Source organism: Actinophytocola sediminis (assembly GCF_054779715.1).
Genome location: NZ_BAAGXS010000099.1, coordinates 40,018 through 56,985, shown reverse-complemented (window position 1 = coordinate 56,985; position 16,968 = coordinate 40,018). Strand labels below are relative to the sequence as shown.

14 protein-coding genes are annotated in these 16,968 nt (G+C 72.9%); 6 read left to right on the top strand and 8 right to left on the bottom strand.

The genetic code is table 11. The features are described from left to right. Position 1: 1 nt before the first annotated feature. Genes ACYVIP_RS42425 through ACYVIP_RS42400 form a run of 6 tightly spaced genes read right to left on the bottom strand, consistent with a single transcriptional unit; the run spans position 2 to position 8,057 of the window. Entirely contained in the window at positions 2-1,300 is a 1,299-nt protein-coding gene (locus ACYVIP_RS42425) for a vWA domain-containing protein (RefSeq protein WP_460406774.1), read from the bottom strand. Next, positions 1,297-2,295, bottom strand: coding sequence for a protein phosphatase 2C domain-containing protein (locus ACYVIP_RS42420; protein ID WP_460406773.1), 999 nt, complete (start codon positions 2,293-2,295; stop codon positions 1,297-1,299). Before ACYVIP_RS42420 ends, ACYVIP_RS42425 begins: the two co-directional genes overlap by 4 nt. Next, on the bottom strand, positions 2,292-4,568 hold the full coding sequence (locus tag ACYVIP_RS42415; protein ID WP_460406772.1) for a serine/threonine-protein kinase: 2,277 nt from the start codon (positions 4,566-4,568) through the stop codon (positions 2,292-2,294). The genes ACYVIP_RS42420 and ACYVIP_RS42415 overlap by 4 nt, the downstream gene beginning before the upstream one ends. After that, positions 4,565-5,791 carry a hypothetical protein gene (locus ACYVIP_RS42410; protein ID WP_460406771.1) on the bottom strand — a complete coding sequence of 409 codons (1,227 nt, stop codon included), beginning with the start codon at positions 5,789-5,791 and terminating at the stop codon, positions 4,565-4,567. The genes ACYVIP_RS42415 and ACYVIP_RS42410 overlap by 4 nt, the downstream gene beginning before the upstream one ends. Further along, the gene (locus ACYVIP_RS42405; protein WP_460406770.1) at positions 5,788-6,774 is read right to left on the bottom strand and encodes a glutamate ABC transporter substrate-binding protein; all 987 of its coding nucleotides are present in this window, start codon (positions 6,772-6,774) and stop codon (positions 5,788-5,790) included. The genes ACYVIP_RS42410 and ACYVIP_RS42405 overlap by 4 nt, the downstream gene beginning before the upstream one ends. Further along, entirely contained in the window at positions 6,771-8,057 is a 1,287-nt protein-coding gene (locus tag ACYVIP_RS42400; RefSeq protein ID WP_460406769.1) for a hypothetical protein, read from the bottom strand. The genes ACYVIP_RS42405 and ACYVIP_RS42400 overlap by 4 nt, the downstream gene beginning before the upstream one ends. A gap of 168 nt (positions 8,058-8,225) precedes the next feature. Between ACYVIP_RS42400 and ACYVIP_RS42395 the strand changes: the two genes are divergently transcribed. From ACYVIP_RS42395 to ACYVIP_RS42385, 3 genes are all read left to right on the top strand, one after another. Next, the gene (locus ACYVIP_RS42395) at positions 8,226-8,618 is read left to right on the top strand and encodes a GntR family transcriptional regulator (protein ID WP_460406768.1); all 393 of its coding nucleotides are present in this window, start codon (positions 8,226-8,228) and stop codon (positions 8,616-8,618) included. After that, positions 8,615-9,502: an ABC transporter ATP-binding protein gene (locus ACYVIP_RS42390; RefSeq protein ID WP_460406767.1), complete on the top strand. Its 888-nt coding sequence runs from the start codon at positions 8,615-8,617 to the stop codon at positions 9,500-9,502. Before ACYVIP_RS42395 ends, ACYVIP_RS42390 begins: the two co-directional genes overlap by 4 nt. Positions 9,503-9,642: 140 nt before the next feature. Next, on the top strand, positions 9,643-10,590 hold the full coding sequence (locus tag ACYVIP_RS42385; RefSeq protein ID WP_460406766.1) for a hypothetical protein: 948 nt from the start codon (positions 9,643-9,645) through the stop codon (positions 10,588-10,590). A gap of 2 nt (positions 10,591-10,592) precedes the next feature. Here the strand turns inward: ACYVIP_RS42385 and ACYVIP_RS42380 are convergent, their stop codons facing one another. Next, entirely contained in the window at positions 10,593-11,252 is a 660-nt protein-coding gene (locus ACYVIP_RS42380) for a response regulator (protein ID WP_460406765.1), read from the bottom strand. Then, a complete protein-coding gene (locus tag ACYVIP_RS42375) occupies positions 11,249-12,406 on the bottom strand; it encodes a sensor histidine kinase (protein WP_460406764.1) in 1,158 nt (385 codons plus the stop codon). Before ACYVIP_RS42375 ends, ACYVIP_RS42380 begins: the two co-directional genes overlap by 4 nt. Before the next feature lie 89 nt (positions 12,407-12,495). Between ACYVIP_RS42375 and ACYVIP_RS42370 the strand changes: the two genes are divergently transcribed. From ACYVIP_RS42370 to ACYVIP_RS42360, 3 genes are read left to right on the top strand one after another with little or no spacing between them, the layout of a single operon-like run. Continuing rightward, positions 12,496-13,272 carry an ABC transporter ATP-binding protein gene (locus ACYVIP_RS42370; RefSeq protein ID WP_460406763.1) on the top strand — a complete coding sequence of 259 codons (777 nt, stop codon included), beginning with the start codon at positions 12,496-12,498 and terminating at the stop codon, positions 13,270-13,272. Between the two features lie 11 nt (positions 13,273-13,283). Then, positions 13,284-15,689 (top strand): FtsX-like permease family protein, encoded by a 2,406-nt coding sequence (locus tag ACYVIP_RS42365; protein WP_460406762.1) that lies wholly within the window; start codon positions 13,284-13,286, stop codon positions 15,687-15,689. A 25-nt stretch (positions 15,690-15,714) separates the two neighbouring features. Continuing rightward, entirely contained in the window at positions 15,715-16,914 is a 1,200-nt protein-coding gene (locus ACYVIP_RS42360) for an acetyl-CoA C-acetyltransferase (protein WP_460406761.1), read from the top strand. Positions 16,915-16,968: the final 54 nt, after the last annotated feature.

Genomic DNA, 16,968 nt, shown 5'->3' with positions numbered 1-16,968 from the left:
GTCAGCCCTCCGGAGACTTCTTGCGTACCCGCATCGTCTTGCTCGACCGGGTGTCCAGGGTCATCTCGTCCACCGCGGCGACCTTGCGCTTGAGCCGGACGGTGCCGGTCCGCGCGTCCTCGATGTCCACGACCTTCGACAGCAGCTTCGCGGTGTCGGTGTGCCCGGTCTCGGTCGCCAGCGCCACCGCGCGGCCGAGCTTGGCGGTGGCGGTCTCCACATCGCCAGCCTTGCGCGCCTCCAGCCCCTCCTGGATCGCGTCCGCGAGCTCGGCCTGCCCGGTGTAGTGGGCGACCTCGCGGTTGATCCTGGTGGACAGCGCGGTGTCGTCGGTCCAGGTCGCCAGGATGTTGCCCTTGCCGATGACCTGGTCGCCCGGCAGCACCAGGCTCACCCGGCCGGCCAGCATCTTCTCCCCGGTCGCGCCCGCCGGCACCTGCACGCACACGTGGTAGTCGCGGGTCTCCGAACCCCACGAGCCGGTCGGGTAGTCCCCGCTGCGCGGCGGCACCTCGGTGCGCCGCGCGGTCAGGTCCGACAGCGTCGGCTCGACCTGCTTGACGAACTTCAGCGTCGCGCCCTGCGGGGTCCACAGCCGCAGCGACACGTCGGCCACCGCCTTGCTCATCGCCGAGGCCGCCATCGCCCGGAAGTCCGCCTCCAGGCCCTCCGGCTCGGCCACGATGTCGACCGTGCCCAGCAGCGCGTCGGCGATCGTGCGCAGCTCGCTGACCTCCCAGTCGGTGCCGATCCCCCGGCAGTCGCAGACGAAGTGGCCGGTGACCGACTCGATCGCGGACTTGAGCACGCGCGGCGTCTCGTGCATGTTCTGCCCGTCGGTGAGCAGGATCGCGTGCCGCATCGAACTCGGCTGGGCGGCGAACAGCCGGTCGGCCAGGCGCAGCCACGAGCCGATCGCGGTGCCGCCGTTGGCCGTGAGCCGCTCGACCGCGTTCTTGGCCTCCTCGCGGGTCCGCGCGCCGGCCGGCACCAGGCCGTGCTGGCGCGGGTAGATCAGCGTCGCCTGGTCGGTGCCGGCCACCACGGCGAACAGCACGCCGTCGCGCAGCGTGTCGATCGCCGCCTTGGTGGCCTGCTTGGCGGCCAGCAGCTTGCTGCGCGGCACGTGCATCGACCCGGAGCAGTCGATGATGATCACCTCGGCCGCGGTCCCCGCCGGCGCCTCGACGGTGGGCGTGCCGGCCGCGGTCACCGTGACGATCGCGTTGACCTCGGTCGCGCCCTGCGACAGGTACTCGTTCTGGTAGACGTCGACGGTGAACTCCGGCGCGGCACTCATCCTTCGCTCCTGGTCTTCTCGGCGTTCGGCGGGAACGGCACGAGCACGGTGGTGATGTTGTCGTGCCCGCCCAGCTCCAGGGCGACCCTGGTCAGCTCGTCGGCGGCGGTCATCGGGTCGACCTCGGCCGGCGATCCGGGCAGCGCGGCGACCAGCGCCGCCGGCTCCGGCAGGTAGTTCCACAGCCCGTCGCTGCACAGCAGCACCAGCCCGGGACCCGCCGGCTGGATGGTCAGCGTCCGTGGCTCGATCTGGCCGGCGTCCGCGCCGATCCACTTCGACAGCGCGTGCGCCTGGTGCACGGCCATCGCCTCCTCCTCGCTCATGCCCTCGGCGACGAGCTCGGTGGCGACCGTGTCGTCGATCGTCAGCAGGCGCGCCTCGTCGGCGCCGAGCCAGTAGACCCGGCTGTCGCCCACCCAGCCGACGGTGACCTCGGTGTCGGTGACCACCGCCGAGATGTAGGTGCACGAGGGGGCCGTGCCGGGCACCGACGGGTCGGCCAGCTCGGTGACCACCTGGATGGCCCGCGCGACCGCCGTGCGGGTGGCCGTGTCGGCGTCGGTGCCCTCCGGCACCGCGCCCAGCAGCACCTCGAGGGCCTCGTCGACGGCCAGCTGCGAGGCGTTGGCCGCCCGGTCGGAGGTGGCCACCCCGTCGCACACCACGGCCACCACGGCCGGGCGCTCACCGGCGACCGTGCCGAAGGCCATCGAGTCCTCGTTGCCCGCCCGGCGGCGACCCTTGTCGCTGATCCCGATCACCTGGCCGAGATCGGCCACCATCCGGTCGCGCCCGGAGGGCTGGGCCCGGCCGCAGTCCTCGCAGAACCCGTCCGCGTTGATGTTCGTGCCGCGGCAGGCGGCACAGCTCGCGTCCTGGGTGGCGCCCAGTGGGCCGCCCTCCGGTGTGCGGGTGACCAGCAGGCTCGCCCCACACCCCTCACAGAACCGGTCCTTGGTGCCGGCGGCCTCGCCGCAGTTGGGACACTTCATACCCATGTCCTAGGCCGGATCCGGTTGGCGGTGTCCACCAAAGCGATGCGCTCCTTCGTGTTGTCGGCGTGCCTGGCCAGCGTCCGGTAACACTTTTCCAGACCCGTTCGCAGCCCGTGCTCGGTGAGCGCGTAACCGAGCACCGTGATGTCGGCCCGCACGCCCTGACCAGCCCGAACGCGGTCGAACGCGGCCGTGAGCACGTCGGCGGTCGCCCGTACTCGCCGCTCCGCGTCGAGTTCCAGGTCAACGAGCAGCGTGCCGCACGCGGTCAGGTCCTCCTCGGTCAACTCGCCGATGGACCCGACCGTGGTTCGCGCGCCGACCGCGGCCAGCCGCGCGGCGACGTAGTGGCTGGAGGTCTCCGGCACCGAGCAGAGCACCTCGAACGCCTCGTGCCGCTCACCCCGGGCGAGCAACGAGCGGGCCAGTCCGAACGCGGCGCTGACGTAGGCGCGGTCGGTCCGCCAGACCATCCGGTAGTAGCGGTCGGCGGCCGGCCAGTCGGCCATGGCCTCCGCGCACATCGCGATCGCGAGCTTGGGCGCCGCTTCGCCCGGCACGGCCGAGTACACCCGGTCGAACCGCTCCCGCGCGGCGGCCGCCTCGTCCTTGGCCAGGTGCGCCAGGCCCCGGTGCCAGTCGATCAGCCACAGCCGGTCGAGGTCGGTCGCGTCCTTGGCCAGGTCGTCCAGCCGGCGGACGGCCGTGGCCTGGTCGCCGAGCTCGATGTAGGCCCGCGCGATGCGCAGCCGCACCTCGGTGGTCGACTTCGGGGCGGTGTGCAGCTCCTCGATCAGCGCCACCGGCTCGGTCGCGGTGACCGAGGCGAGGAACGCCGCGGCCGGGTCGGCGCCGTCGATCCTCGGCGCGGGCAGCGCGGTCACCAGCTCGGGCAGGGTCGGGGTCGACCCGGCGCGGACCCCGAACGGCCGCCGCTCCGGGGTGAACTCGGTCGAGGCCCCTGCCCGTGGCAGGCCGTCCTCGGTCGCCAGCACCTCCCGCAGCACGCCGGTGAGCTGCTCGCGCATCTCCTCGGCGGAGGTGAACCTGGCCGACGGCTCGAAGGCGGTCGCCCGGCGCAGGAACCGGTCGTAGGACTCGAACTCGGCCAGCATCGGCTCGTCGGCCGGGGTCGGCAGCGAGGACTGGTGGGCGCGCTGGAAGTCGAACGGGAAGGTCATCACCGCGAGCGTGCGGCCGATGGTGTAGAGGTCCGAGGACGCCGACGGGCCCGCGCTGGCGATCTCCGGTGCCTGGTAGCCGACCGTGCCGTAGACCGCGCTGTCCTCGTCGTCGACGTGGCGCACCGCGCCGAGGTCGATCAGCTTGAGCTGCTCCTCGGTCTGGATCACGTTGTCCGGCTTGAAGTCGCAGAACAGCAGGTTCAGCGTGTGCAGGTAGCCGATCGCGGGCAGCATCTCCAGCGCGTAGGCGATCGCCTGCGACAGCGGCAGCACCGCCGCGCCGCCCTGGGCCCGGCGCAGCTCCTTGATCATGTCCTTGAGCGACTGGCCGCCGACGTACTCCATCACGATGTAGCCGACCATCGCGCCGGTTTCGGCGTCGCGGTGCTGCACGAAGTTGTGGATCTTGACGATGTTCGGGTGCTCGACCTCGGCCAGGAACCGCCGCTCGGCCACCGCGGCGGCCATCGCGTCCGCGTCGCCGGTGTCCAGCAGGCCCTTGAGCACGACCCAGCGGTCGGCGACCGCCCGGTCCAGCGCGAGGTAGATCCAGCCGAGGCCGCCGTGCGCGAGGCAGCCGAGCACCTCGTACTGGTCGTGCAGCACCTCGCCCCTGGACAGCTTGGGGGAGAAGGAGAACCGGTGTCCGCACTTGGTGCAGAAGCCCTCGGGCCGGCCGGGGGTGCCGTCGCGGCCGCGGCCGACCTTGGTGCCGCAGTTGCTGCAGAACCGCTTGTCCTCTGGCACCTTCGGGTCCTCGAGCACCGCCGACCTCGGGTCCCGGTAGGGCACCCGGGGGATCTCCACCAGGCCGGCGCCGAGCAGGCCGCGCGACGACGATCGGGTCGAGCCACGCCGCGAGCTGGTGGTCACCGCGCCGGACGAGGTCGTCGGCGAGGTCCACGAGGTGGCCGTGCTGCCGGTGCGGGTACTGGCCGTGCGGGTGCTCGGGGTGCTGGTGCTCGGCGTGCTGGCCGACGGGTCGGCCGCCGCGACCGCACCGGCCGGCGCCTCGAGCCCGCAGGTGTCGCAGTAGCCGTCCTCGTCGATCGAGCCCGAGCAGTCCGGCCGGGAGCACGCGGTCATCTGGTCGCCTCCTCAGGTGGCCGCTCTCGCTCCTGGAGAGCCTGCTGGTAACGGTTGAGCGCGCGGGTGGCGGCCGCCAGGTCGCACGGCGCGGTGAACAACAGCTGGTGGGCCGCGGTGTGTGACTCCTGCAGCGCGAGGTCCTCGGCGTAGCCCAGCCGGGCGGCCTTGACCTGGTAGGCCTCCAGCCGGCCGCGCAGCTCGGCCCGCCGGTCGAGCAGGCCGCGGATGGTCCGCAGGGACCGGCGGACCTCCTCGAGGATGTCGGCGGCGGCCTGGTCGAGCCGGTCGGCCTCGGCGCCCAGTTCGCCCCACCTGCCGGTGGCCCGCCTGCTGGTGAGCGCGTCGACCTCGGTGCGCAGCCTGGCCGAGCCGGTGGTCGTCGGCGCCGGCAGGCCGGGGTTGGCGATCTTCTGCACGACTGCGGCCCAGATCTGCCGCGCGGTCGCCTCGGCCGCCTCGATGTCGGCGCACACCCGGTCGATGTCGGCGAGCCGGGCGTCGAACGAGTCGCGCACGGCCGCGGTCCGCCCGAGGTGGTCGCGCAGCGCGTCGAGTTCGGTGGCCAGCCGGGGCAACGGGTCGTCGGCGGCCACCGACAGCGGGTCGGTCACCACCCGCTCGCGGGCGTCGTCCAGCTCGCGGCGCAGCCGGTCGAGCCGGTGGGTGGTGGCCTGGTCGCCGGCGGCGACGGACTCGGCGAGGATGGACACCGCGCGCAGCTCGTCGGTCAGCGGGTCGAGCCGCCCGATGGCCGCCGACCACGCGGACTCCGCGGTCGCGAGCACGTCGATCACCGTGGCGAAGGTCTGCTTCATCCTGGCCAGCAGCTCGGCCATGGTGATCCGCTCGGTGACCACCGCGGCCCCGGTCAGCCCACGCCGTTCGATCGGCACGTGCTCGGAGTCCAGCTCCACCACGTGCCCGGTGAGCAGCGAGCTCAGCTCGGCGAGGTCCTCCTCGCTCAGCCGGCCGCGGCGCGCGCGGGTCGCCTTGGCGTGCTCGACCAGGCCGCGGTAGGTCGAGTACTGCTCCCACAGGGTGGTCATCGCGGTGCTGGTCTCGGCCCAGCGGCGCGCGGTGAGCCCGCTCAGCGCCGCGCCGCGCAGCAACCGGTGGCCGGGGTGGCCGTCCATCTCGACCAGCGACTGGGCGATCGTGTCGCAGTCGGCGGCCAACCGGTCGAGCTCGTGGTCCACGTCATCCCTGGTCCAGGCGTTCACGACGGATACCTGGCCGCCGGCGGTCCGGCCGACGCGCCCAGCAGGGGCGCCATCCAGGTGGCGTAGCTGCGCGCCCAGCGGCCGTCGGTGCGGGTCTGCTCGATCACGCCGTTGACGAACCGGACGAAGTCGTTCTGCCCCTTGGGCATCGCCATGCCGTAGGGCTCGGTGTAGATCGGGTCGCCGACCACGTGGGTCGACGGGTCCTGGGCGGCCAGCCCGGCCAGGATGGTGTCGTCGGTGGACACCGCGTCGACCTGGTTCTGCTGCAGCAGCACCAGACAGTCGGTCCAGTTCTGCACCTGCACGGGCACCGGTTTGGACGCCGCGGCCGCGATGTTGCGCAGCGAGGTCGACCCCTCGGTGGCGCACACCTTCTTGCCGCCGAGGGACTCGATGCCGGTGTACCCGGACTCCTTCTTCACCAGGACCCGTTGGCCCGCCTCGTAGTACACCGAGGAGAAGGCGACCTCCTCGAGGCGTTCACAGGTGATCGACATCGTCCGGATGACGATGTCCACCTCGCCCTCCTGCAACACCGGGATGCGCTGGGCGGAGGTGATCGCCCGCAGCCGCACCGCGTCCGGGTCGCCGAAGATGGCCTGGGCGATCGCGCGGGCCATGTCGATGTCGAAGCCGACGATCTCGCCGGTGTCCGGCTCGCGGTAGCCGAAGTTGAAGGTGTTCTGGTCGACGCCGACGTCCAGCTTGCCGTCGGCCTGGATGCGCGCCATCGTGGTGCCGCCCGGCATCTGCCCAGGGGTCGGCAGTTCGGCGGGCGGCCGAGGGCTCTGCGCGGTCGGGTCGCCGCAGTCGACCTGCTCCTGCGCCGCCGGCGGCTCGGTCAGCTCGCTCGCGCCCGCCGGCCGGGGTGCCGCCGCGGACACCTCGCTCCGCCCGACGGGGTCGCCGCCGCCACATCCGGCGACGGTCGCCACGACCGCCACGGCCACCAGGAGACGGCGAACCGGTCGGTGAGTCATCGGTACTCCTTGAGCCGCTGCCAGATGCCGACCGCCGAGCCGACGGCCATCAGCACGGCCAGCACGATCACGCCGATCACCGTGCCGGTGACCGCGTTGCTCGCCTGCGAGATCTCGTCGGTGAACACCCGGTTGGTGTCGCCGAGCGCGATCGCCAGGTCCCCGTCCACGGCGTCGAAGTGTGCCCTGGCACCGTCCTCGCCGACCGCCAGCGTGACCGCCTGGCCGTACTCGCCAGCGTCGTCGGCCTCGCGGATCTGGTCGTGCACGGCGTGCCAGTCGGTCCACGCCGCCTGCGCGTCGGGGAGGCCCGCGCGCTCCAGCAGCCCGCCGAGCTGGTCGGCGATCCGCTGGTAGTCGTCCTCGAAGGCGGTGCCGCTGCCGCGGGCGACGAGGGTGAGCGTCTCGTCGGCACGCGCGGTGAGCGCCGCGATGCGCGTCTCGGTCAGCTGGTTGATCCTGGTCGAGCCGTCGTCGCGGCTCTGGGCGACGTTGTGCGAGACGCCGAGGACCGCGATGACCACCCAGATCAGCGAGACCAGCGCCGCACCGGTCGCCACGAGTAAGCCGATGTTGAACATCCGCCTGGTCGCGCGTCGCAGGTAGAGCTGGGCGATCACGAGCACGGCCAGCGCGACGATCCCGAGGATCACCTCGACCACCGGGAAGCCCTCGGCGCGTTCCTGATCGGCGGCCACGCGCGCGGTCTCGGTGCGGTAGAGCTCCTCGGCGGCCGGCAGCAGCTCGGTGCGCATCAGGTGCGACGCCTCCTGCTGGTAGGCCGCGCCGACCGGGAAGCCCTGCAGGTTGTTGGCCCGCGCGGTCTCGATGAGTCCGGTGTAGACCGACAGGCGGGCGGACAGCACGGCGAGCGGACCGTCCTGGGTGGACACCTCGGCCGGCTCCCTGGCGGCGATCGCGACCGCGATGGCCGCCTCGGCCCTGGCGATGTCGGTGGCATACCGGTCGCGTAACTCCGCCGGTTCGGCGCCGCTGGACAGGAACGCGCTGGTCGCGGTGGCGTCCGCGTCGGACAACGCGCGGTAGGTGTCCTGGGCGGCCACGCTGAGCGGGCCGCTGCGTTGTGCCAGATCGTCCAGGGCGGCACTGCGGCCGCGCACCCCGAGCGCGGTCAGCACGCCGACGAGCACGCTCATCAGCACCAGTGCGGCGGTCAGGATGGTCAGCACGCCGGGTGTTGTCCTGGCGAGTTGGTTCAGCTCGGCGACGCGTTCGGCACGCGCCGGCGGTGCCGACCGATCGGCTTCGACGACAGCGGTCACGGCAGCGGGGCCCCCCTTTCCGAGCGACTTACCCCAGGTCTGATCGCAGCGTAGTCCGCGACGACGGGGAGTAGTCCCGGAATTCTCCGGTTCACCGGGGCACGACTTGACAACGACCCCGGACCGGTTCCACTATTCCACTACTTCATTAGTGAAAGGGTTGTTTGCGTGATCGACTTCAGACTTGACCGGGGGTCCGGCGTGGCCACCTACCTGCAGCTGGTGCAACAGGTGAAACAGGCGCTGCGGCTGGGGGTGCTGCAGGCAGGCGACCGGCTGCCGACGGCCAAGGACGTGGTGGCCAAGCTGGCGATCAACCCCAACACCGTGCTGAAGGCCTACCGCGAGCTGGAGCGCGAGGGCCTGGTGGCCGCGCGTCCCGGCCTGGGCACCTTCGTGCAGCGCTCACTCGGCGGGGCGTCGCTGACCGACCACGCGCGGCTGCGCAAGGACCTGGCCAGGGTGGTGCGCGACGGCCGCGCCGCCGGCCTGGACGCCGAGGACCTGGAGGCGTTGTTCGCCTCGGTACTGATCGACTCGTTTCGGGAGGAAACCGCATGACGACAACCGTCCTCGAGGCGACCGGCCTCGGTAAGCGCTACCGGCGCCGGTGGGCGCTGCGCGACTGCTCGCTGGCGATCCCGGCCGGGCGGGTGGTCGCGCTCGTCGGCCCCAACGGCGCCGGCAAGACGACGCTGCTGCATCTGGCCGTCGGCCTGCTCGCCCCGACGGCGGGCACCGTGCGGGCGTTCGGCCGGCCTGCCGGCAGCGAGCTGGGCAGGGTCGCGTTCCTGGCGCAGGACAAGCCGCTCTACGACTCGTTCACCGTGGCCGACATGCTCCGGTTCGGCAGGCGGCTGAACCCGATCTGGGACGACGAGTTCGCCACCGCGCGGCTGGCCGCCCTGGACATCCCGCTCGATCGCCGCACGGGCAGGCTCTCCGGCGGGCAGCAGGCCCAGGTCGCGCTGACCATCGCGCTGGCGAAGCGGCCGGAGCTGCTGTTGCTCGACGAGCCGATGGCCAACCTCGACCCGCTCGCCCGGCACGAGGTGATGCGCGACCTGATGACCGCGGTCGCGGACACCGGGATGACCGTGCTGCTGTCCTCGCACGTGGTCTCCGACCTGGAGAACACCTGCGACTGGCTGGTGGTGGTCAACCGCGGCCGGGTCCAGGTCAGCGGCGACATCGAGGAGCTGCTCGGCGCGCACCGGCTGCTGTCCGGGCCGGCCGAGCTGGCCGCCGGGCTCGCCGGCCGGCTGTCGGTGGTCGAGGACAACCGCACCGACCGGCAGGCGACCATGCTCGTCCGGGCCGAGTCCGGGCTGGCGGCGCTGGACCCGCGATGGCACGCGCGGCCGGTGAACCTGGAGGAGCTGGTGCTGGCCTACCTGCGCCAGCCCGAGTCCGCGGCACTGCCCCGGCTGGTCATGGCCGGCTGAGCCGCGATGCCCTGAATGGGGCATTGGCGACGTTCAACGTCCCGAATGGGGCATTCAGGGCACTTGCCCAACCCAAGCGACAACGGCGCGGACAGGCCCAGTGCTGTCCCCCGCGGCCCTACCTTGAAGGAGTTTCTGTCGTGTTGTGGCTCGTCTGGCGACAGCACCGGTTGCCGGTGCTGATCACCTTCCTCCTGCTGCTCGCCTTCGGCACGGTGTTGCTGATCCACGGCCTGCGCACCGCGGACCTCGCCGCCGGCCTCGCGCCGGGCAGCGACGAGTTGGCCCGGCTGTTCGGGGAGCAGTTCAATGGTCTGTACCTGTTCATCAACTGGCTTCCGCTGGTGCCGGGGCTGGTTGGCCTTTTCCTCGGCGCGCCCATGCTGACCAGGGAGTTCGAGGCGGGCACCGCCAAGCTGGCGTGGACCCAGTCGGTCTCGCGGCACCGGTGGCTGGTGACCAAGCTCGTCGTGCTCGGCGGGGTGGTCACCCTCGGTGGCCTCGCGCTCGGCACCATGATCAACGCCTGGTTGGCCACCTTCCGGGAAACCGGCGACGGCTACCGGTTCCAGCTGCTGCCGCTGTTCGGCGGCTCCGGAGTGGCCGCGGGCGCGTGGTGGCTGTTCGCGTTCGTACTCGGCGTGGCCGCCGGGCTGGCGTTGCGGCGCACGCTGCCGGCCATGGCGGTGGCCTTCGCCGGCTACCTGGTGGCGTTCGTGGTGATCGCCTCGCCGCTGGTCGACTTCCGGGACATGTACGCCGAGCCGGTACAGGTGGTGCAGACGGGTGCGACCGACATCCTGCCGGACGGGTCGTGGCGCCTGGACTCCCAGTGGCTGGACGGCGCGGGCCAGGCCACCACCGCCGACGCCTACGTCCTCGCGCTGGACGCGGGATGTGCCGACGAGGGCGTGCGCTTCGACTACAGCCCCTGCCTGTTCGAGCACGGCTACCAACTGGCGGTGGACTACTACCCGCCGAGCATGTACTGGCGGTTCCAGTGGACCGAGACGGCGATCCTGGTCGCCGCGGCGGTCGCGATCGGGGGCGGGGTGGCGTGGTCGGCGCGGCGCCGGGGCGTGCGCTGAGGTCAGCCCGAGCCGGTGCTGACCAGCCCGGTCCGGAACGCGATGATCACCAGCTGGGCGCGGTCGCGGGCGCCGAGCTTGCTCAGCAGCCTGCCGATGTGGGTCTTGACCGTCGCCAGCCCGAGGTGCAGGTGGGTGGCGATCTCGGGGTTGGACAGTCCTTTCGCGATCAGCGTCAGCACCTCGCGCTCCCGGTCGGTCACCCCGTCCAGACCCCTGGCCGGCGTCAGCGGCTCCTGCAGGCTGAACTCCGCGATCAGCCTGCGGGTGACGCTCGGGGCGAGCAGGGCGTCGCCGCCGGCGATCACCGTGATCGCCCGCAGCAGGTCGGCGGGCGGGGCGTCCTTGAGCAGGAAGCCGCTCGCGCCCGCGCGCAGCGCGGCGTAGACATAGGTGTCCAGGTCGAACGTGGTGAGGATGAGGACCTTGACGCGCGCGGTCCGCTCGGCCGAGCAGATGCGCCGGGTCGCCTCGATGCCGTCCATCTCCGGCATCCGCACGTCCATCAGCACCACGTCGGCCTGGGTGGTGCCGGCCAGCTCGACCGCCTCGATGCCGGTGGCCGCCTCGCCGACGGCCACCATGTCCGGCGCGGTCTCCACCAGCAGCCGGAAGCTCCCCCGGACCAGCGCCTGGTCGTCGGCGACGAGTACCCGGATCATGCCGCGCCGTACGGGATCGTCGCCGCGACCCGGAAACCGCCGTCGGGGCGCGGTCCGGCCTCGAACGTGCCGCCGTACATCGCGACCCGCTCGCGCATCCCGATCAGGCCGTGTCCGGTGTGCTGGTGCGCCGGCACGACCGGGCCGTCGTTGATGACCTCCACCCGCACATCCTCGCCCGTCGGCGCGACGGTGACCCGGCAGCGGGTCGGCCCGGCGTGTCTGACCACGTTGGTCACCGACTCCTGCACGATCCGGTACACCGAGAGGCTGACACCGTCTGGCAGCTCGCCGTCGCCGAGGTCGACGGTGACCGCGACGCCGGCGTCGGCCGCCCGGGAGGCCAGTGCGGGCAGGGCGGTCACCCCGGGCGCCGGCGCGAGCACCGGATCGTCCACTTCGGACCGCAGGACGCCGAGCAGCTGGCGCATCTCGGCCAGCGAGCCCCGGCTGGTCGACTCGATCACCCGTAACGCCTCCCGCGCCTGTTCCGGGTGGGCGGCCGCGACGTGGTTGCCGATGCCGGCCTTGACCGCGATCAGGCTCATGCTGTGCGCGACGATGTCGTGCAGTTCCCGCGCGATCCGCAGCCGCTCGTCGGCCACCGCCTGGCGGGCGACCTGTGCGGTCGCCTGCTCGGCGTAGATCTGGCGGGTCCTGGCGATGAGGCCGAACAACCAGCCAAGGATCAGCAGGAAGGTGCCGAAACACATGCCGTAGGCCAGGCTCAGCCAGCTGTCGCCGGTTGGCGGATCGATCACCCACCTGGCCACCGCCGTGACGAGGAAGGCCGCCACGGCCGCGGTCAGCGCGGCCGTCGAGCGCCGGTTGGGCAGCGCGCGGCCGGCCAGGTACAGCGTCACCGCGACCGCGGCGAGCGGGGCGCCGAACGCGACCATCGGGATCAGCCCGGTCAGCAGGCTCACCACCGTCGCGGCCATCGCCACCGCGAGCGCGGCCAGCGGCCAGCGGCGGCGGACCGCGATCGGCCCGGCGACGGCGGCCGACGCGAGCCAGGACAGCCACACCGGCTCGCCGATCGTCGATGGCGTCGCGGTGTCGATCGCGGCGAAGCACACCACGACGGTCATCACCATGGCCACCATCACGTCGATCGCCACCAGCGGCGCCGACGCCTGTCCTTTTCGCACCACGGCTCGACGGTAACTGCTGGCCCGGCCGGGCGCGTCGGTCGGAGGGCGGTCAACCCGTGGGTGGACCCCGCGATCCAGCCCTGGGTTCGATGTGCGAACCGGCCGCGGCGGGCACCGTTGATCAGGTGAGCACAACGACAGCAGCGGCCGGCGCGGACGGCCTCACCAAGGTGTACGGCGGCGGCGAGTCCCGCGTCGTCGCGCTCGACGACGTCTCCGTCGAATTCCACAGTGGACGGTTCACCGCGATCATGGGCCCGTCCGGCTCCGGCAAGTCGACCCTCATGCACTGCGTGGCCGGGCTGGACACCCCGAGCGCCGGGCGGGTGTGGCTCGGCGCGGTCGAGCTGACCGGCCTGGCCGACGACGAGCTGACCGCGCTGCGCCGCGACCGGGTCGGGTTCGTGTTCCAGGCGTTCAACCTGCTGCCGACGCTGACCGCGCTGGAGAACATCATGCTGCCGCTCGACCTCGCCGGCAGGCGGGCCGACCCGGCGCTCGTCGAGTCGATCATCGACGCGGTCGGCCTCGGCGACCGGCTCGACCACCGGCCGAGCCAGCTCTCCGGCGGCCAACAGCAGCGGGTCGCGTGCGCCCGCGCGCTGGTGACCGCCCCGGAGGTGGTGTTCGCCGACGAGCCGACCGGCGCGCTGGACTCCAGCGCGTCCGCCGACCTGCTCGCGCTGCTGCGCCGAGGGGTCGACGAGTTCGGCCGTACGGTCGTCATGGTCACCCACGAGCCGGCCGCCGCCGCGTACGCCGACCACGTGCTGTTCCTGGCCGACGGTCGGTTGGTGGACGAGCTCACCGCGCCGACCGCGAACCGGGTGCTCGACCGGATGAAGTCCCTCGAGCGGGTCGCCTGATGTGGCGCGCGATGATCAGGGACCTGCGCGCGCACCGCGGCCGCCTGGCGCTGACGCTGGTCGCGATCGTGCTCGGGGTGGCGTTCGTGGTGTCCAGCTGGGTGCTGGCCGACTCGACCGCTCGCGGTGTCGGCGCCACCGACCTGCGGTCCGATGTGGACATCGTGGTCAGCGGTGCGGTCAGCGGTCGGGGCCTCACCGACAGCGACCTGGCCCGGCTGGCCGGTCTGCCGGGCGTGACCACCGCGCACGGTGTCCTCGCCGGCTCGGCCGCGCTCGTCGGCGCGGACGGCAAGCTGGTCCCCGGTCCACACGAACGCGCCGGCACCGGCTGGGACGACACCGGCCGGTTCGCCATCACCGGCGGCCGGGCCCCGCGCGGGCCGGCCGAGGTCGCCGCCGCCGACCACACCGGACTGTCCACAGGGGACAGTGCGCGGGTGATCCTCGCCGACGGCCAGGAGTTACGCGCCACGGTCGTCGGCACCTTCGGCTACCGGTCCATCGGCGTCGAGCCGGCGCCCAGCCTCGCCTACGACCAGGACACCGCGCGCGCCGCGTTCGGCGACTACACCCGGATCGAGCTGACCGGCGAGGCCATCGCGGTGCCGCCGAACGCCGGCCGGCAGGTGGCCACCGCGGCCCGGCTCAACGACGAGGCACGCGTCGACGCCTCGGCCGCCGCCGCGTCCACCAGGGAGTCGCTACTGGCCTTCGCGGCGGTGGCGTTGCTGGTCGGCGGGTTCGTCATCGCCAACACCTTCGCCATGCTCGTCACCCAGCGGGTGCGCCAGTTCGCGTTGCTCCGCGCGGTCGGCGCCACCCGCCGGCAGGTCCGCCGAGCCGTGCTGCTCGAGGCCGCCGCGCTCGGCGCCGCGGGCGCGACCGGGGGCGTGCTGCTCGGCGTCGGCCTCGCCTTCGCCAGCACATTATCCCAAGAGGACAGTCACTTCACGGTGTCACCACTGGGGATTCTCGCCGGCTACGCGGTCGGCGTCGGGGTGACGGTGGTCGCGGCCTACGGGTCGGCCCGGCGCGCGGCCACGGTCGCGCCGGTGGCCGCCCTGCGCACCGACGCACTCGTCCTACCCCGCCGCGCGCGGCGGCTGCGGGTGGCGGTCGGCCTGGTGCTGCTGGCGGCGGGCGTGGCGACGGTCGCGGCCACCTCGGGCGTCGACCTGGACACCACCGGACGGATCGTCGGTCTGGCGGGCGGGATCACCGGCTGGTTGGGCATCCTCGTGCTCGCCCCGGAACTGGCCGTCGTGCTCCGCCCGGTGAGCGCGTTGCTCGGCCGGTTCGGCGGCCCGGCCACCCGGCTCGGCGCCCGCAACGCGTTGCGCGATCCTCGGCGCACCGCGGCCACCTCCTCGGCGTTGTTGGTCGGGCTCGCGCTGGTGTGCGCGTTCGCCACGCTCGGGGAGACGATCGTGTCGATGTTCGGCGAGTCGGCGCGCGCCACCGTGCCGGCCACGACCACGATGATCCGCTCGGCGGCCGGTGACGCACCGCTGGGCACCGACGTGCTCGACCGCGTCCGGCACACGCCAGGCGTCACCGGCGTGGCCGCCGACCGCTACGGTCGCGCCGGAGTCCGCCACGCCGGCGGCAGTGGCCAGACCACGGTCTCGGCGATCGAGCCGGCCGCGTTCGGCACCGTGCTCACCCCGGCGCTCACCGCCGGCACCGACGACCTGCGTCGGGGTTTCGTGGTCGGCGCCAACGAGGCCGCGATGCTCGGCGTCGGCCTCGGCGACGAGGTCACCCTGGACTTCGACGGCGAACCGGTGACCCGGCCGATCGTCGGCCTGCACACCACCACCGAGGCACAGCCGCTGTTCTACCTCGATGTCGGCGCCGCGCCCGCCTGGTTCCGCGAGCGCGCCACGACCGTCTACGCCACCGGGCCCGACCCGGCCGCCGTCCGCGCCGCGCTCGACCGGACGTTCGCGCAGCGCCCCGACGTCCGGGTCACCGACCGCGAGGACCTGATCCAGGAGAACGCCGACGACTTCCAGTCGGTGCTCGCGGTGATGTACGCGATGTTCGGCGCCGCGGTCGTGATCGCGATCTTCGGTGTGGTCAACACGCTCGCGTTGTCGGTGCTGGAACGCCGCCGCGAGGTCGGGGTGCTGCGCGCGGTCGGCGCCCGCCGGCGGCTGGTGCGCCGCGCGGTCCGGGTGGAGAGCCTGCTGATCTGCGGCTACGGCGGGGTCGCCGGGATCGCCGTCGGGGTGGTGTTCGGCGCGATCATGCAGCACGTGATGCTCGGCCGGGAGCTGTTCGACATCTCCGTGCCCTACCAGGTGATCGGGGTGTCGCTGGCCGGCATGGTCGCGGTCGGCGTGCTCGCCGCGCTGTGGCCGGCGCGGCGCGCGGCCGGTGCCGACGTGCTCGCCGCCATAGCGACGCGGTAGCGGGCCTCGGGTGAGAATGCGGGACATGAGACGAGCCGCCATCGTGACCCCGTTGCGTACCCCTGTCGGCGTGTTCGGCGGGACCCTGCGCCAGGTGCCCGTCGAGGATCTCGCCGCGACCGTGGTGCGGGCCGTGGTCGCCCGCTCCGGGGTGGACCCGGCGCTGGTCGACGACGTGGTGTTCGCGCAGTCCTACGCCAACGCCGAGACGCCGTGTGTCGGCAGGTGGGCCGCGTTACACGCCGGCCTGCCGGTCGAGGTGCCCGGCCTGCAGCTCGACCGCCGGTGCGCGGGCGGGCTCCAGGCGGTGGCGACCGCGGCCATGATGGTGCAGACCGGTGTGGCCGACGTGGTGCTGGCCGGCGGGGTGGAGAGCATGAGCAACGCCGAGCACTACACCACCGGTGTGCGGTGGGGGAGCAAGTCGGGTGGCGTGCAGCTGTGGGACCGGCTCGACCGTGGCCGCGAGCGGTCCCAGCCGGAGTGGCGGTTCGGCCGGATCTCCGGGATGGTCGAGACCGCCGAGAACGTCGCCGGGCGCTACGGCATCACCCGCGAGCAGGCCGACGCCTACGCCGCGCGCAGCCATCGGCGGGCGGCCGCCGCGTGGGACGAGGGCCGGTTCGCGGCCGAGGTGGTCCCGGTGGAGGTGCCCCAGCGGCGCGGCGACCCGGTGCTGTTCGACCGGGACGAGGGCGTGCGCCCGGACTCCAGCCAGGAGGTGCTCGGCACACTGCGCACGATCTTGCCGGACGGCACGGTCACCGCGGGCAACGCGAGCCAGCAGAACGACGCGGCGGCCGCCTGCCTGGTGGTCGCCGAGGACCGGCTGGCCGCGCTCGGGTTGACCCCGCTCGGCTTCCTCGTCGGCTGGTCGGCGGCCGGTTGCGAGCCGGCCGAGATGGGCATCGGTCCGGTGCCGGCGGTGCGCAAACTGTTCGACCGCACCGGGATGTCGTTCGACGACATCGGACTGGTCGAGCTGAACGAGGCGTTCGCGGCCCAGGTACTCGGCGTACTGCGCGGCTGGCACTGGGACGACCCCGACCGGCTGAACGTGAACGGCGGCGGAGTGTCGCTCGGCCACCCGATCGCCGCGACCGGGGTGCGCATCCTGACCTCACTGCTGCACGAGATGAACCGCCGCGGCGTCCGCTACGGCCTGGAAACCATGTGCGTCGGCGGCGGCCAGGGCATGGCGGCCATCGTCGAAGCCGCCAGCTGACCCCACCCACGCGACCGCCACTCGACCCGGCCGCGACCTGACCCGGCCGTCAGC

Excerpts from the sequence above, each read along its gene's own strand:
- ACYVIP_RS42365 (WP_460406762.1), top strand. The coding sequence starts at position 13,284 with ATGATCAGGGACCTGCGCGCGCACCGCGGCCGCCTGGCGCTGACGCTG.
- ACYVIP_RS42370 (WP_460406763.1), top strand. The coding sequence starts at position 12,496 with ATGTGCGAACCGGCCGCGGCGGGCACCGTTGATCAGGTGAGCACAACG.
- ACYVIP_RS42405 (WP_460406770.1), bottom strand. The coding sequence starts at position 6,774 with ATGACTCACCGACCGGTTCGCCGTCTCCTGGTGGCCGTGGCGGTCGTG.
- ACYVIP_RS42415 (WP_460406772.1), bottom strand. The coding sequence starts at position 4,568 with ATGACCGCGTGCTCCCGGCCGGACTGCTCGGGCTCGATCGACGAGGAC.
- ACYVIP_RS42360 (WP_460406761.1), top strand. The coding sequence starts at position 15,715 with ATGAGACGAGCCGCCATCGTGACCCCGTTGCGTACCCCTGTCGGCGTG.
- ACYVIP_RS42425 (WP_460406774.1), bottom strand. The coding sequence starts at position 1,300 with ATGAGTGCCGCGCCGGAGTTCACCGTCGACGTCTACCAGAACGAGTAC.
- ACYVIP_RS42390 (WP_460406767.1), top strand. The coding sequence starts at position 8,615 with ATGACGACAACCGTCCTCGAGGCGACCGGCCTCGGTAAGCGCTACCGG.
- ACYVIP_RS42420 (WP_460406773.1), bottom strand. The coding sequence starts at position 2,295 with ATGAAGTGTCCCAACTGCGGCGAGGCCGCCGGCACCAAGGACCGGTTC.
- ACYVIP_RS42380 (WP_460406765.1), bottom strand. The coding sequence starts at position 11,252 with ATGATCCGGGTACTCGTCGCCGACGACCAGGCGCTGGTCCGGGGGAGC.